10 protein-coding genes and 1 tRNA gene are annotated in these 14022 nt (G+C 55.8%); 9 read left to right on the forward strand and 2 right to left on the reverse strand.

The annotated features are described in order from the left end of the window. Positions 1–239: 239 nt before the first annotated feature. From NC979_RS08235 to NC979_RS08245, 3 genes are all read left to right on the forward strand, one after another. Complete coding sequence (locus NC979_RS08235; protein ID WP_190514656.1) at positions 240–794, forward strand: Rieske 2Fe-2S domain-containing protein; 555 nt, start codon at positions 240–242, stop codon at positions 792–794. A gap of 262 nt (positions 795–1056) precedes the next feature. After that, on the forward strand, positions 1057–4761 hold the full coding sequence (gene metH / locus NC979_RS08240) for a methionine synthase (RefSeq protein WP_190514657.1): 3705 nt from the start codon (positions 1057–1059) through the stop codon (positions 4759–4761). Between the two features lie 85 nt (positions 4762–4846). Then, positions 4847–5308, forward strand: a complete 462-nt coding sequence (locus NC979_RS08245; protein ID WP_190514658.1) for a DUF29 domain-containing protein — start codon at positions 4847–4849, stop codon at positions 5306–5308. A gap of 11 nt (positions 5309–5319) precedes the next feature. On the opposite strand, the gene ttcA is transcribed toward NC979_RS08245, so the two are convergent. Then, positions 5320–6246 carry a tRNA 2-thiocytidine(32) synthetase TtcA gene (gene ttcA, locus NC979_RS08250; protein ID WP_190514659.1) on the reverse strand — a complete coding sequence of 309 codons (927 nt, stop codon included), beginning with the start codon at positions 6244–6246 and terminating at the stop codon, positions 5320–5322. A gap of 290 nt (positions 6247–6536) precedes the next feature. Here ttcA and NC979_RS08255 point away from each other — a divergent pair, with 290 nt between their 5' ends. Beyond that, positions 6537–7076 carry a hypothetical protein gene (locus NC979_RS08255; RefSeq protein WP_242023788.1) on the forward strand — a complete coding sequence of 180 codons (540 nt, stop codon included), beginning with the start codon at positions 6537–6539 and terminating at the stop codon, positions 7074–7076. 533 nt (positions 7077–7609) lie between these two features. Next, the gene (locus tag NC979_RS08260) at positions 7610–10846 is read left to right on the forward strand and encodes an endonuclease/exonuclease/phosphatase family protein (RefSeq protein WP_190514660.1); all 3237 of its coding nucleotides are present in this window, start codon (positions 7610–7612) and stop codon (positions 10844–10846) included. 55 nt (positions 10847–10901) lie between these two features. Here NC979_RS08260 and NC979_RS08265 read toward each other — a convergent pair whose 3' ends face one another. Continuing rightward, complete coding sequence (locus tag NC979_RS08265) at positions 10902–12014, reverse strand: metallophosphoesterase family protein (RefSeq protein ID WP_190514661.1); 1113 nt, start codon at positions 12012–12014, stop codon at positions 10902–10904. A gap of 191 nt (positions 12015–12205) precedes the next feature. Between NC979_RS08265 and trmB the strand changes: the two genes are divergently transcribed. The 4 genes from trmB to NC979_RS08285 all read left to right on the forward strand — a co-directional run bounded on the left by trmB (position 12206) and on the right by NC979_RS08285 (position 13992). Beyond that, positions 12206–12841 carry a tRNA (guanosine(46)-N7)-methyltransferase TrmB gene (trmB, locus tag NC979_RS08270; RefSeq protein WP_190514662.1) on the forward strand — a complete coding sequence of 212 codons (636 nt, stop codon included), beginning with the start codon at positions 12206–12208 and terminating at the stop codon, positions 12839–12841. A 39-nt stretch (positions 12842–12880) separates the two neighbouring features. Next, positions 12881–12954 (forward strand) — tRNA-Arg (locus tag NC979_RS08275). A 221-nt stretch (positions 12955–13175) separates the two neighbouring features. Continuing rightward, the gene (locus tag NC979_RS08280) at positions 13176–13727 is read left to right on the forward strand and encodes an ATP-binding protein (protein WP_190514663.1); all 552 of its coding nucleotides are present in this window, start codon (positions 13176–13178) and stop codon (positions 13725–13727) included. A gap of 4 nt (positions 13728–13731) precedes the next feature. Further along, positions 13732–13992: a PIN domain-containing protein gene (locus NC979_RS08285; RefSeq protein ID WP_199308621.1), complete on the forward strand. Its 261-nt coding sequence runs from the start codon at positions 13732–13734 to the stop codon at positions 13990–13992. Positions 13993–14022: the final 30 nt, after the last annotated feature.

Here is a 14022-nt window from a genome sequence, read left to right on the forward strand (position 1 = left end):
ATCATGCCAGATAACTACAGACAAAGCATATAGTAAGAAACCCTTGGATGGGGGTGCAACCCAAATAATTCGGAATGCTGCGCTCAGAAAACACCAACCTGTTTTTTGAGGCTGTTTTTTCTGGCCGCCCACAATCTTGCCCCGTCCTTGGCTGAGATCAGAATTGTTCGTTAGCCTGACCTTAGCCCCAGGGCGTCGCATGGTGTCCCCAAGACAATACAACAGGCAATTTGCAGACTATGGCTCATTCCTCAAATCCCCAGTCTAGTCAGCCCTTGCTCCACAGCCGGAGGCATCTGCTGCGGTATTTAGCTGGCGGCGGCTTGGGGGCGATCGCCCTGGTTTTCGCCCGGCCCCAACCAGCGGCCGGCCAAGATTTAGAAGAACTTTGCTCGATGTTTCCGCAGAATTCTCAATGCCTCGACTATTTGCCGGGGGTGCAGGCGCTTGATGCAGCGGGGAATGCGATCGCCGTCGATTCCTTTTTGCCCACCACTACGCCGGGAATTCCCCAACCGGTGCAGGGATTGCCCAATGTCACCTATTTGGTGATTCAGGAGGGGCCGGCGATCGCTCCCTACGGCCTGCGCCCCATCTGCCCCCACCGAGGCTGCGCCGTCATCTGGCAGGCCGACCAAAACCGCTTTGCCTGCCCCTGCCACGGCTCTAAGTTTGATGCTGAGGGACGGGTGCTGCGGGGGCCAGCTCGTAAACCGCTGCCCCTAGTCACAGTGGTCGAACGACAAAACCAAATTCGCCTGGTCGAGCGAGCACCCTCAGTCGATCCGCGCTAGGGAATCCGTAAGCAAGGACACCTACCGAGTTATACCGGATCCTATCTGGTTACACCCAGTTTGTAGGGGCATTGCAGTGCAATGCCCCTACGAGATCTCTGTTTTGAACCCGGGTTTCTCAAGGCAGATTTCATATTAGAACCTATCCAAAAACGGGCTTGGCCCATGGACCTGTAGTCTTGGGAAGCTAATTTTTGGATGCGCTCTTAGGGGGCAATGGTTGATAATAGGTGATCTCTGTCGCAACCCCGTTCTAAGCCCCATGTCTAGCGCCTTTCTCGATCGCCTCCACAGCTCCGATCGCCCCGTCATGGTCTTCGATGGCGCGATGGGTACCAACCTCCAGGTGCAAAACCTGACAGCGGATGACTTTGGTGGCCCCGAGTACGAAGGCTGCAATGAATACCTGGTGTTTACCAACCCCAAAGCTGTAGAAACCGTCCACCGTGGGTTTCTTGAAGCTGGGGCCGACGTAATTGAAACTGACACCTTCGGCGGCACTGCGATCGTGCTGGCGGAGTACGACCTGGCCGATCGCGCCTACGAACTCAACAAAACCGCCGCCACCTTGGCTCGCAAAGTGGCCGACGAATACTCCACCCCTGATAAACCCCGCTTCGTCGCCGGTTCTATGGGGCCAGGCACAAAACTACCCACCCTGGGCCACATCGACTTTGACACCCTCAAAGACTCCTACGTCGATCAGGCAAAGGGGCTAATCGACGGCGGCGTAGACCTGATGCTGGTCGAAACCTGCCAGGACGTGCTGCAAATCAAAGCCGCCCTCAACGGCATTGAAGAAGCCTTCACCACTACCGGCAAGCGCCTCCCGCTCATGGTCTCCGTCACCATGGAGCAGCAGGGCACCATGCTGGTCGGCACCGAAATGGCCGCTGCCCTAACCATTCTCGAACCCTACCCCATCGACATTCTGGGCCTCAACTGCGCCACCGGCCCCGACCTGATGAAAGACCACGTGCGCCACCTGGCCGAGCAGTCGCCCTTTGTGATCTCCTGTATCCCCAATGCCGGTTTGCCCGAGAACGTGGGCGGCAATGCCGTCTACCGCCTCACCCCGATGGAACTGCGCATGTCGCTAATGCACTTCATCGAGGATCTCGGCGTGCAGGTAATCGGCGGCTGCTGCGGCACCCGACCAGAGCATATTGCCCAACTAGCGGAATTGGCTAAGGATCTGCGGCCGAAGCCGAGACCCGTTAGGGTAGGCGAGTGGGCGAGTGGGCGTGTAGGCGAGTCACCTGATACAGAACACCCACCCATCCACCCATCCACCCATCCACCCTCCTACCCATCCCCTCGCCCCGCCCTCAACTACATCCCTGCCGCCGCCTCGATCTATAGCCCCCAGCCCTACGAGCAAGACAACTCGTTTTTGATCGTGGGGGAACGGCTCAACGCCAGCGGTTCTAAAAAGTGCCGCGAGATGCTGAACGCGGAGGATTGGGATGGGCTAGTGGCGTTGGCGAGAGAACAGGTGAAAGAGGGCGCCCACGTTCTCGATGTGAACGTAGACTACGTGGGCCGCGACGGCGAACGCGACATGCACGAGCTGGTGTCGCGCCTGGTCACCAACGTCACCCTGCCGTTGATGCTCGACTCCACCGAGTGGCAAAAGATGGAGGCGGGACTGAAGGTGGCTGGGGGCAAGTGCATTCTCAACTCCACCAACTACGAAGATGGCGACGAGCGCTTTTTTAAGGTGCTGGAGCTGGCGAAGAAATACGGTGCAGGCATTGTCGTCGGCACTATTGACGAAGACGGCATGGCCCGCAGTGCTGAGAAGAAGTTCCAAATTGCCCAGCGCGCCTATCGTGACGCCTTGGAATACGGCCTGCCCGCCCACGAGATTTTCTTCGATACCCTGGCGTTGCCGATTTCGACCGGCATTGAAGAAGACCGGGTGAACGGCCGGGAAACTCTTGAATCGATTCGGCTAATTCGCGAAAACCTGCCCGGCAGCCACATCATGCTGGGGGTGTCGAACGTCTCCTTTGGCCTTAGTCCGGTGGCCCGCGTCACCCTCAACTCAGTATTTTTGCACGAGGCTATGCAGGTGGGGCTGGATGGGGCGATCGTCAGCGCCGCCAAGATTTTGCCTTTGGCCAAAATTGACCCCGACCACCAAAAAGTCTGCCGCGACCTGATCTACGATCGCCGCGAATTTGACGGCGACATTGTCTCCTACGATCCGCTGACCAAGCTCACCACCCTGTTTGAGGGCAAGAGCCTGAAGAAAAAGGAGGCGATCGCCAAAGACTTGCCCATCGACGAGCAGCTCAAGCAGCACATCATCGATGGCGAGCGCATTGGCCTTGACGATGCCCTGGCCAAGGCCCTCGAAACCTATCCACCGCTTGAAATCATCAACACCTTCTTGCTCGACGGCATGAAGGTGGTGGGTGAACTGTTTGGCTCCGGCCAAATGCAACTGCCCTTTGTGCTGCAATCGGCCCAGACTATGAAAGCCGCCGTGGCGTATCTGGAACCCTACATGGAAAAAGCCGACAGCGACGGCTCCGGCAAAGGCACCTTTATCATCGCCACGGTCAAGGGCGATGTCCACGACATCGGCAAAAACCTGGTCGATATCATTCTGTCGAACAATGGCTACAAGGTGGTCAACCTGGGCATCAAACAGCCCGTGGACGCCATCATCCAGGCCTATCGCGAGCACCACGCCGACTGCATCGCCATGAGCGGTCTGCTGGTCAAATCCACCGCCTTTATGAAAGACAACCTGGAGACCTTCAACCAGGAGGGCATTACCGTCCCCGTCATCCTCGGCGGCGCGGCGCTGACACCCAAATTTGTCCACGAAGATTGCCAGAACACCTACAAGGGCAAGGTCGTCTACGGCAAAGACGCCTTCTCTGACCTGCACTTTATGGACAAACTCATGCCCGCGAAGGCGGCGGGGAACTGGGATGACCTGAGCGGATTTTTGGATGAAGTTGGGGCGGTAGGGAGTGATGGAGTGACGGAGTTGGAGACTGATGGAGTGACCTCATCACCCGATTACCCCATTGCCCCATCACTCGATCACCCGATTACCCCAACACCCCAAGACACCACCCGCTCCGAAGCCGTAGACCCTACCATCCCCCGCCCCACGCCCCCCTTCTGGGGCACTCGCGTGCTCACCCCGGCGGAGATTTCTTTGGAGGACGTCTTTAGCTACCTCGATCTCCAGGCGCTGTTTGTGGGTCAATGGCAATTCCGCAAACCCCAAGAGCAATCCCGTGAGGAGTACGATGCGTTCTTGCAGGAGACAGTACATCCCATTCTGAATACCTGGAAGCAGCGGATTTTGGCAGAGGGCTTGCTCCATCCCCAACTGGTCTATGGCTACTTCCCCTGTCTGGCCGAAGGAAATAGTCTGCACATCTACGATCCGTCTGTTGTCGCAGATGGGCAGATAGATTCTCCCATCCACCCAGATCCCATCGCCACCTTCACCTTCCCCCGCCAAAAGTCGCTGCGGCGGCTGTGCATTGCCGACTTCTTTTTGCCCAAGGAACTGGCAAAGCCCGGCCAATTCGATGTCTTCCCAATGCAGGCGGTGACGGTGGGTGAAGTGGCTACGGAGTTCGCTCAGAGCCTCTTTAAGGATGACCGATACACCGACTACCTCTACTACTACGGGCTGTCGGTGCAGACGGCCGAGGCTCTAGCGGAGTGGTGCCACGCTCGCATTCGTCAAGAACTGGGCTTTGGGGAGCTGGAGCCTGGCACCTTGCGGGAGGTGCTTCAGCAGCGCTACCAGGGGTCGCGCTATAGCTTTGGCTACCCGGCCTGCCCGAATATGGATGACCAGCCGGTGCAGCTGGGGTTGCTCAAGGCTGAGCAGATTGGCCTGACCATCGATGAAAGCGAGCAGCTACATCCTGAGCAGTCGACGACGGCGATCGTGGCCTATCACCCGGCGGCAAAGTATTTTAGTGCTTAGAGATGGCCATTAACTATTTCGCTTTCTCCGCATCGTCCTCTGCGCTCTCTTACAATGACAATGCAGGTTTATTACAACTGTCGCTATGTCGCCTCAAACTGCTGCCCTAGCTGCGCTAGCCAATCTCTATGAGCAAGACTATGCTCTGTGGCTCGACACTACGGGCCAGCTGCTCAAAGCGGGTAGACTTGCGGAGGTAGATATTGCCAACTTACTCGAAGAACTAAACGACATGGGGCGTAGCGAAAAACAGGCCTTAACCAGCAACCTGATTGTGGTGCTGATGCATTTGCTCAAGTACGCTTACCAGCCTGGACAGCGTTCTAACAGCTGGCGGTTTACCCTCAAGGAGCATCGTCGCCGGTTACAGGAAGCCCTAGGCACTAGCCCTAGCTTGATGGATTATTTTGAGCAGATATTTGCCGACTGTTACCAGGAGGCTCGTGACCTAACCGCCACTGAAACTGGGGTTGGCCTGGAAAATTTCCCCATCGAGAGCCCGTTTACCCAGGAGCAGGTGCTCGATCGCGCGTTTCTGCCTAGGTAGGCTAGGGTTAATTAGCGCTCTCCCGCCCCAGCACTCATGGGTAGCGGCAGCCCATCGGCAAAGAGCGCCATTGCTGGGTCAAACTCGGCCTCTAAATCGGTGCCGATTGCATTCTCGTCTTCGTCGTCGGTTGGAACAATCTGCACTGACTCTAATCCCCTAAAGTCGAACAGAGCGGGGTCGGCTAGCTGTGAGGGGGCGATATTTTGCAGGCTGCGAAACAGGGTTTCGGTGCGCCCGGGCCACTGCTTTTCCCAGGTCTGCAGCATTTCCTTAATTTGAGCACGCTGCAAGTTGGCCTGCGACCCGCACAGCGTGCAGGGAATGATTGGGAACTCGCGGTAGCGGGCGTAGCGGGCGATGTCGGTCTCGGGGCAGTAAGCCAGGGGCCGAATGACGATGTGGCGGCGATCGTCGGTGAGCAGTTTGGGGGGCATGGCCTTGAGCCTGCCGCCGTGGAACATGTTGAGAAATAGGGTTTCGATCATGTCGTCGCGGTGGTGGCCGAGGGCAATCTTGGTGGCTCCTTCCTCGGCGGCGACTCGGTAGAGAATGCCTCGGCGCAGGCGTGAGCACAGACTGCACATGGTTTTGCCTTCCGGAATCACGCGCTTGACGGTGCTGTAGGTGTCTTGCTCGACGATGCGGTAGGGTACGCCGATCGCCTCAAAATACTCCGGCAGCACCTGGGCTGGGAACCCCGGCTGCTTTTGATCGAGATTCACCGCCAGAATATCGAAGTGGATAGGGGCGCTGCGCTGAAGGTGGCGGAGGATGTCGAGCAGGGTGTGGGAGTCTTTGCCGCCCGAGACGCAGACCATGACGCGATCGCCCTCACCAATCATGCCGTAGTCGGCGATCGCTTGGCCAACGCGCGATCGCAAAAATCCCTGGAGCTTTTTGAAACTGTTGGAGGTGGGCTGCTTGGGAGCGGCCATAGCTGTGTCCTTCTGGCTGGCTGTCTGAGGCATGTGCCAGACCCTATCTTAAGCTTCCGTATTGCCCTTGAGCAGCAAAATCAGCTTCATCAGAGAGATAGGGGCGGCGGTAATTTGACATAGCCTTAATGGCGTTGACATAGCCTTAATGGCGTTAGGGTTGTTCAGAAAGTGCCCAAACCTGGAAAGGCGCTTCACGCTGCGCGATGACGGCACCCTTTGGTGCTTGTCACGACGATAACGGTTTGACCCTTGTTTGCGCCGCTCCATCCTCTCCAAGGGGTAGCCTTATGGATAGCTCTCCCCAAAAGACCGAGATGACGCTGCAAGACCTCTTCACCTTATTTGTCGCCTACAGACACGCTATGCTGCTGGTGCTGTTCTTTGCGCCATGGTTGGCATTGGGGCTCTGCATCCTCATTCCGGGGCGACAGGAGGAACCGTTTATTCTCAACTTTAATCTCGGTATGGCCAGCCTCAGCTTGGTTTTGGCTGTTGGCTACCTGATGTTTGCCACCCAAAACGGCGGTTGGGCCAGAGTCGTTAAAGAAGCCGATGTTTTGTTGATGCTGGCTCCCTGTTACTACATTGGCGTCTCCCTCTGGGTAACAAGGCAGCGCTTGCCCCTAGAGCAAGTTCCGGCATACCGGGCCATTCAGGGGCTAGCCCTCCTGGGTGTTGGCTACCTGGGCCTGGCCTGGTTTCTCAGCAAAATCCGCTTCCTGGTTTTCTCTTATGTGCCGTTTCAGGTGTTGGTGCTGTTGCTGCTGGGGCTGGTAGGGGTCATGTACTTCGGCTATCTGCGTCTAACCGGCAAAGACCTTGAGTGATCATTGTCTGGTGAAGTGACCAGTAAAAGTTAGTAGAGCTGGCAGTGTTTACCCTAAGGGGGCATGGAATCTTACGGCGATCGCGCTGATCAGCCCCTCGTATCACATCTCCATAGACACCTGTACAAGATTTTCCTTTACGAAAATTTTATTAATAGCCCCCGCTCGGGGCGGTTCTATAAAGGTCATAGAAAGCTGGACGGATTTAAATCACTGTTAAACCTCCCTTTACCGACCCGGCGGCAGTGCTCTGGTACTGTCTTGTGTGAAAACACTGACATTTCAGGGCGACAACGATCGCTATAGCTAATCAGCTGTGAGATGCAGAGTAAACCACAGAATCAACAAAAAAAGCTGGGCTCAACTTCTTTCTGCCATTCCCTTGACCCACCAGACTGCATCTAAACCAGCTCTAAACCATCCGCCTGCAAATAGCTCTTTGTAATAGCGCTGCTGCGCGGCCCGGCTCCACGTTCTGTGGGGCTCGGTTTGACGCGGCCATCGTGAACCCTTACTCATTTGGTGACGTTCCAATGGCAACTTCGGTTTTTATCAACGAGTTTCATTACGACAACACGAGCACCGATATTGGTGAATTTATTGAGATCGCTGGCCCAGCTGGTACCGATTTAACCGGTTGGCGCATCGTGCGCTACAACGGCACCAATGGTTTGGTCTACACCACCCCCGCTGCCAACGAGACGCTCAGTGGCCTAATTCCCGATCAGGGCAATGGCTTTGGCACCGTGGTAATCAATTACCCCAGCAACGGTCTACAAAACGGTGCCCCCGATGGCTTTGCCCTGGTCAATAACCTGAACCAGGTGGTGCAGTTCCTCAGCTACGAGGGCTCTTTTACCGCCGTTGATGGCCCGGCGGCAGGCCTCGTCAGCACCGATATTGGCGTTTCTCAGCCCGATACAGAAGCGGTTGGTGCCTCGCTACAGCTTACCGGCACGGGCACCACCTACGAAGACTTCGCCTGGGCACGCACCGCCACTAACACCAGCGGCGCAGCCAATGCTGGCCAAATCTTTAGTGGGGTAAGCGGCCCAGTAGAACCGCTGATCAATGAGTTTGTGTTTGACCACACAGGCACCGATACTAACGAGTTTGCGGAAATTTTCGGCACGGCCGGCACCGACTATTCGCGCTACACTTTGCTGCAAATCGAGGGCGACAGCAGCAGCACCCTGGGCCGCATTACCACTGCCCAGACCCTAGGCAGCACCGACGCCAATGGCTATTGGACGACGGGCTTTTTGAACAACATTTATCAGAACGGCACCCAAACCCTGCTGCTGGTAGAAGGCTTTACCGGCAGCGTCAATCAGGTCATCGACACCAACGGTGATGGCGTGGTGGATGTTACCCCTTGGGCCAGCGTGGTGGATGGCGTGGCGGTGACCGATGGTGGGGCGGGCGATCGCACTTACTCCCCGGTAGTGCTCGCCCCCAGCTACGACGGCAATTCGCAGCGGGTAGGCGGGGCCTCGCGCATTCCCAACGGTACGGACACCGATACCGCCGCTGACTGGGTGCGTAACGACTTTGATCTGGCGGGCATTCCTGGCTTTGCAGGTACGCCTGTGGAGGGTGAAGCGCTGAATACCCCCGGTGCTGCCAACGCCGTGGTCGAAGCTCCGCCCCCGCCTGTAAATCTCACTGCTATCTACGACATTCAGGGGGCTGGGCACAGCTCTGCCTTGGCTGGGCAGCAGGTGGCAACCACAGGTATTGTCACTGCGATCGATAGCAACGGCTTCTATCTACAAGACGCCGTGGGCGACGACAACATTGCTACTGCCGATGCCATTTTTGTGTTTACCGGCGGCGCCCCCACTGTGGCAGTGGGCGACGGGCTACAGGTTGCTGGCACGGTGTCGGAGTTTACCCCTGGTGGTGCCTCAACCCGCAATCTGTCAACCACTCAGATCGGTGGCAGCCTAACCATCACCACCCTGAGCACCGGCAATGTTCTACCGGCGGCGGTGCTCCTCGGCCAGGGCGGTCGCGTGCCCCCCACCGAAAATATCGACGACGACGCCTTCGGCAGCTTTGACCCGGTTACTGACGGCATCGATTTCTTCGAGTCGCTGGAGGGCATGCGGGTGACGGCCCAGGATCTGCGGGTGGTCAACGGCACCAACGGCTTTGGCGAGATCTTTGGGGTGGTGGACAACGGCGTTGGGGCTACGGGCCTAAGTACTCGCGGCACCCTCAACCTCAGCCCCGACGACTTTAACCCCGAGCGGGTGCAGATTCAGCTCGACAGCGGAGTGTTCAACTTTGCTCTGCCCGAGGTCAACGTGGGCGATAACCTGGGAGATGTCACTGGCGTAGTCAACTACGACTTCGGCAACTTCCAGATCGTCGCTACCGAAGACTTTACGGGCAATGTGCAGTCGGCAGGGCTTCAGCGGGAGGTCAGCACCTTAACCAAGGGTAGCGACCAGCTCACGGTAGCTAGCTACAACGTGCTCAACCTCGACCCCAACGATGGCGACGGCGACACCGACGTTGCCAATGGGCAGTTTGCGGCGATCGCCCAGCAGATCGTCAGCAACCTCAACGCCCCCGATATCATTGCTCTGCAAGAGGTTCAGGATAATTCTGGCAGCACCAACGATGGGGTAACGGCGGCGAATGTGACGTTGCAAACGCTAGTGGATGCGATCGCTGCTGCCGGGGGGCCTACCTATGCCTTTATCGACAACACCTTTATCACCAACAACGCCAGCGGCGGTGAGCCCGGAGCTAATATTCGCACTGCTTACCTCTACGACCCCAGCCGGGTTGACCTGGTTGAAGGTTCGGTGGCTACCATTGGCAGCCAGGGCAGCGGCGAGGCCTTTGCTGGCGCTCGCCTACCCCTAATCGCCACCTTTAACTTCAACGGCGAAGCGGTCACCTTAGTAAACAATCACTTTTCATCAAAGGGCGGCAGTGCTCCTATTTTTGGCACCGCACAACCCTTTGAAGCCCGCCAGGAAGACCCTACGGTCAACGGCTCGGTAGACCAACGGCAGGCACAATCGCAAGTGGTGCAGGATTACGTCAACGGCCTGCTGGGCAGCGACCCCACTGCCAGCGTGGTGGTGCTGGGCGACCTCAACGAGTTTGAGTTTGTCTCCCCCGTGGCAGGGCTGGAGAGTGCCGGACTCACCAACCTGACCAACACCCTGCCCGAGAACGAGCGCTACTCCTATATCTTCCAGGGTAGCTCCCAGGCGATCGACCACATTTTGGTCAGCGACAGCCTGGTAGCCACGGCGGAGTATGACGCAGTGCATGTCAACACCGAGTTAGCCGAATCTCTTCAGGCCAGCGACCACGACCCGGTGTTGGCCCGGTTTACGATCGAGGCTCCCAATGTGATCACTGGAACGGCTCAGAGCGATGTGCTGGTGGGTACCGACAAAAACGATACCATTCTGGCCAGCGGCGGCCCCGACATCGTCACCACTGGCGGCGGGCGTGACCAGATTGTCTACACCAGCACCAACCAAACCGGGGCTACCCTCACCGACTTTGAGGTCGGCGCTGACAAGCTGGTATTCACCAACCTGCTGGCGAGCATTGGCTACACAGGCAGCGACCCCCTCGCCGATGGTTTGGTGCAGATTCGCAGCCTGGGCAACAGCGATCGCACCCAGCTTTCCCTCGAGCTAAACCGCGTGGGCGGTGGCCGCACCCAGTTCACCGACTTCATTACCTTTCAAGGGGTAGATGCAGCGGCGCTAAACAACACCGAGAACTTTGTGTTCTAGGGTTAGCTTGCTTATTTTCCAATCCCTGGCTTCTTAAAAAAGCCAGGGATTTCTTTTATTTAGCAGGCCATACCAGGGTGGCGGTGTTGTCGATCGCCTGGGGGTTGCCGTCGCTATCGACTGAGTTAAAGTGAGCCAACCGCTCCTGCACGTCGGGCGGCAGGTGCGAAAAGTCGAGCTGGGTATCGCCGTCGGCCACCGCTGCCCAAAAATGCCGCAGCTTGGGGGCGATCGCCTCAGCTTGGGCCTGCTCTAGCCCAACTGGCGGGCTAACGAGGAATTTGGTCATAAACCACCCAGCGCGATCGCACATCCACTGGTGCGACATGGCTTGCAGGTCATCCCAGGGTTCGACGGCGGTGAGGCGGCGCGATCGCACGTCCATGCGCAGTTCGCCATCGCCGTGTTCAATTTCCACAATCCGGTAGGGATGGGGGTAGCTGACCAGTGAGCCGGTCAACACCTCGCACAGGTCGCCCCGGCGAGCTATATCTTGCACATGCAGGTGGCCGGTAAACATCAGCCGCACCCTCGCCGCCTCTAGCCGCTGGATGATCTCCTCGGCATTGCTGACCATGTAGCGCTGGCCTAGCGGACTGTTGGACTGCCCCGGCAGGTGCTCCAGCACGTTGTGGTGCAGCATGACCAGGATTAGGTCGTCAGCGTATTCCGCCAGGGTGGCCTCTAGCCAGTCGAGCTGCGCCTGATCTACATAGCCCACCCGAATCTGCTCGCCGTTGTGCTCAAAGGCATTGGAGTTGAGTGTCACCAGCCGCACACCGGGAAGAATTTCTTTCTGGTAGTGCAGGGTTTTGCCGTCGCTGTAGCCAAAGTCTTGATACAGGCGAGGAAAATCGTGAAGACCAATGGCGCGATCGCTGGCATCGCGGGCAATTACATCGTGGTTGCCCGGCACCACATAGGCCGGAAAGGGCAGCTGCTTGAGGCGATCGATCAGCCATTGGTGGTTTACCCATTCGCCGTGCTGGGTGAGGTCGCCGGGCAGCAGCAAGAAATCGAGATCCAGCGTTTCTAAGTGGTCAAAAATTTGCTCAATGCCCGGAATGCTGACTTCGACCAAGTGAAAGCGGTGGGGGCCATTGTAAATTGTCTCGGGTCGGGCGATGTGAGGGTCGCTGACGATCGCGAAGCGAAAACGCTGTCCCATGGAGCTAAACAAACTTACTGATTAGAATTCCCTACCAGCCTAGCCCCTAGCCGCTAGATTCGGTAGATAAGCTAACTTGGCATCCCGAGAATTAACCGCTTCCCGATTGGGCATCCCCGCTGCTTAACCTGGTTTATTTGCGAAACCAAAGTGGCATGATAGAAGGCTGTGGTTTGCTAGAGGTCAATGCCGTGGCTGTTGTTCGGGTGCGTCAGCACGTTAACCCCCTGAGCGGAAAATATCAGGCTCCGGTCGAAGTCCCTGCCTGGGAGACCGTGTTTGCTAATGCTCAGCAACCGCTGCATATCGACATTGGCTGCGGCAAGGGCGTGTTTTTGCTGCAAATGGCTCAGCTTCAGCCCGAGTGGAATTTTTTGGGCCTTGAAATTCGCAAACCTGTGGTCGAATCGGCCCAAAAGCGCCAGCAAGAGGCAGAGCTGACCAATCTGCATTTCATGTACTGCAACGTCAACATTTCGCTGCGGGGTCTGCTGGAGAGCTGGGGCGACCAGAACCCTTTGCAGCAGGTGTCGATCCAGTTCCCTGACCCGTGGTTTAAGAAGCGCCACCAAAAGCGGCGGGTGCTGCAACCCGAGTTGGTCAGCACCATAGCGGAATTTTTGCCGTCTGGTGGGCGACTGGTGGTGCAGTCGGATGTGGAGGAGGTGGCGGTGGATATGTGCGATCGCATCGCCGAAAACCCCCACTTTCTCCGCCAGGGCCAAGACTGGTTGCCCGAGAGCCCCTTCCCTGCTCAGACCGATCGCGAGCGGGTCACCCTAGAGCAGGGTTTGCCTGTTCACCGCGCGATCTTTACGCGGGCTTAGCCCCACTCTCAGGCCAGAGTGTAGAATGGCCAAAGACCTGGGGTTGTAGCTCAGCAGGATAGAGCGGCCGCCTCCTAAGCGGCAGGTCGTGGGTTCGAATCCCGCCAACCCTGTTTTTATTGCAATTGCTAAACCCTTGTAGGACTAGCATTACAAGGGATTTAGAGAGAACATAAAGAAAACCTTGACTCTCATTTGACAAGGGATAAGTTCTGGCATCTAATACCAAATCTTTGCTTGAATGCGGCGATAAAGATTCTCACACGACCAAAGCTGAGGGCAGCTTGGAAAATAAACTTAATATAAAATAACTGAATATTTCATTGATTCAACCATGAATGAGAAAGAAAAAAGAAAATTGGTATTTATTGGTGGAGTTCATGGAGTAGGTAAAACCACATTTTGCCAAGAAGTAACATCAAGCTTTCCAGTGAACCACATCTCAGCAAGTGAACTGATCCGAAAGGAAAAAATAGAGCAAGAATCCTCGAATAAGAAGGTAAAGAACATTTCTGAAAACCAGGACATACTAATAAGAGCGATAAATAGGCTGACGGACAAGAGGAGCTGGTATATAATCGATGGACATTTTTGCTTGTTGGATTCAAACGAAAAAATAGTTCAGATACCATTCGAGATTTTCTCCGATATGAATCCTGAAGCTATAGTAATTATTCACGATGATCCAGCAGAAATCTGCAAGAGACTAAACCAAAGAGACAAGGTCAGATACAGTGAAAGCTTTGTAGAGAGATTTCAATCACAAGAGATTGAATACGCCAGAATCGTAGCAGAAAGCTTGAATATACCCCATATCCTTTGCAAGCTCGAAGAGGGAAAACAGGAGGGATATGTATTTTTGAAGAATTTGCTTGAAGGAAGGTAACAAAATGAGAGTTTTATTAGATACAAATATTTTGATTCATAGAGAATCCAGAAAGGTTTTAAAGAGTGAAATAGGAGTTTTATTCAATTGGCTTGATAAACTTAAATATCAGAAATGCATCCATCCACTCTCGCTTGAAGAGCTTGAGAGCCATAAAGATCCTGAAGTTGTTAACACCATAAAAGCGAAGATAAAAAATTACAACCTCCTCAAAACACTTGCACCAGAAGTTGATAAAATTCTGGAAATTCGAAAAAAAACATGATACAAGCAGAAATGATTGGATCGACACTTC

The organism is Leptolyngbya subtilissima AS-A7 (assembly GCF_039962255.1).
GTDB lineage: Bacteria > Cyanobacteriota > Cyanobacteriia > Phormidesmidales > Phormidesmidaceae > Nodosilinea.

What these genes read in the sequence shown, in the direction of transcription:
- NC979_RS08265 (WP_190514661.1), bottom strand. Translation starts at nt 12,014, where the DNA reads ATGGGACAGCGTTTTCGCTTCGCGATCGTCAGCGACCCTCACATCGCC.
- NC979_RS08285 (WP_199308621.1), top strand. Translation starts at nt 13,732, where the DNA reads ATGAGAGTTTTATTAGATACAAATATTTTGATTCATAGAGAATCCAGA.
- NC979_RS08255 (WP_242023788.1), top strand. Translation starts at nt 6,537, where the DNA reads ATGGATAGCTCTCCCCAAAAGACCGAGATGACGCTGCAAGACCTCTTC.
- NC979_RS08260 (WP_190514660.1), top strand. Translation starts at nt 7,610, where the DNA reads ATGGCAACTTCGGTTTTTATCAACGAGTTTCATTACGACAACACGAGC.
- ttcA (WP_190514659.1), bottom strand. Translation starts at nt 6,246, where the DNA reads ATGGCCGCTCCCAAGCAGCCCACCTCCAACAGTTTCAAAAAGCTCCAG.
- metH (WP_190514657.1), top strand. Translation starts at nt 1,057, where the DNA reads ATGTCTAGCGCCTTTCTCGATCGCCTCCACAGCTCCGATCGCCCCGTC.
- NC979_RS08280 (WP_190514663.1), top strand. Translation starts at nt 13,176, where the DNA reads ATGAATGAGAAAGAAAAAAGAAAATTGGTATTTATTGGTGGAGTTCAT.
- NC979_RS08245 (WP_190514658.1), top strand. Translation starts at nt 4,847, where the DNA reads ATGTCGCCTCAAACTGCTGCCCTAGCTGCGCTAGCCAATCTCTATGAG.
- NC979_RS08235 (WP_190514656.1), top strand. Translation starts at nt 240, where the DNA reads ATGGCTCATTCCTCAAATCCCCAGTCTAGTCAGCCCTTGCTCCACAGC.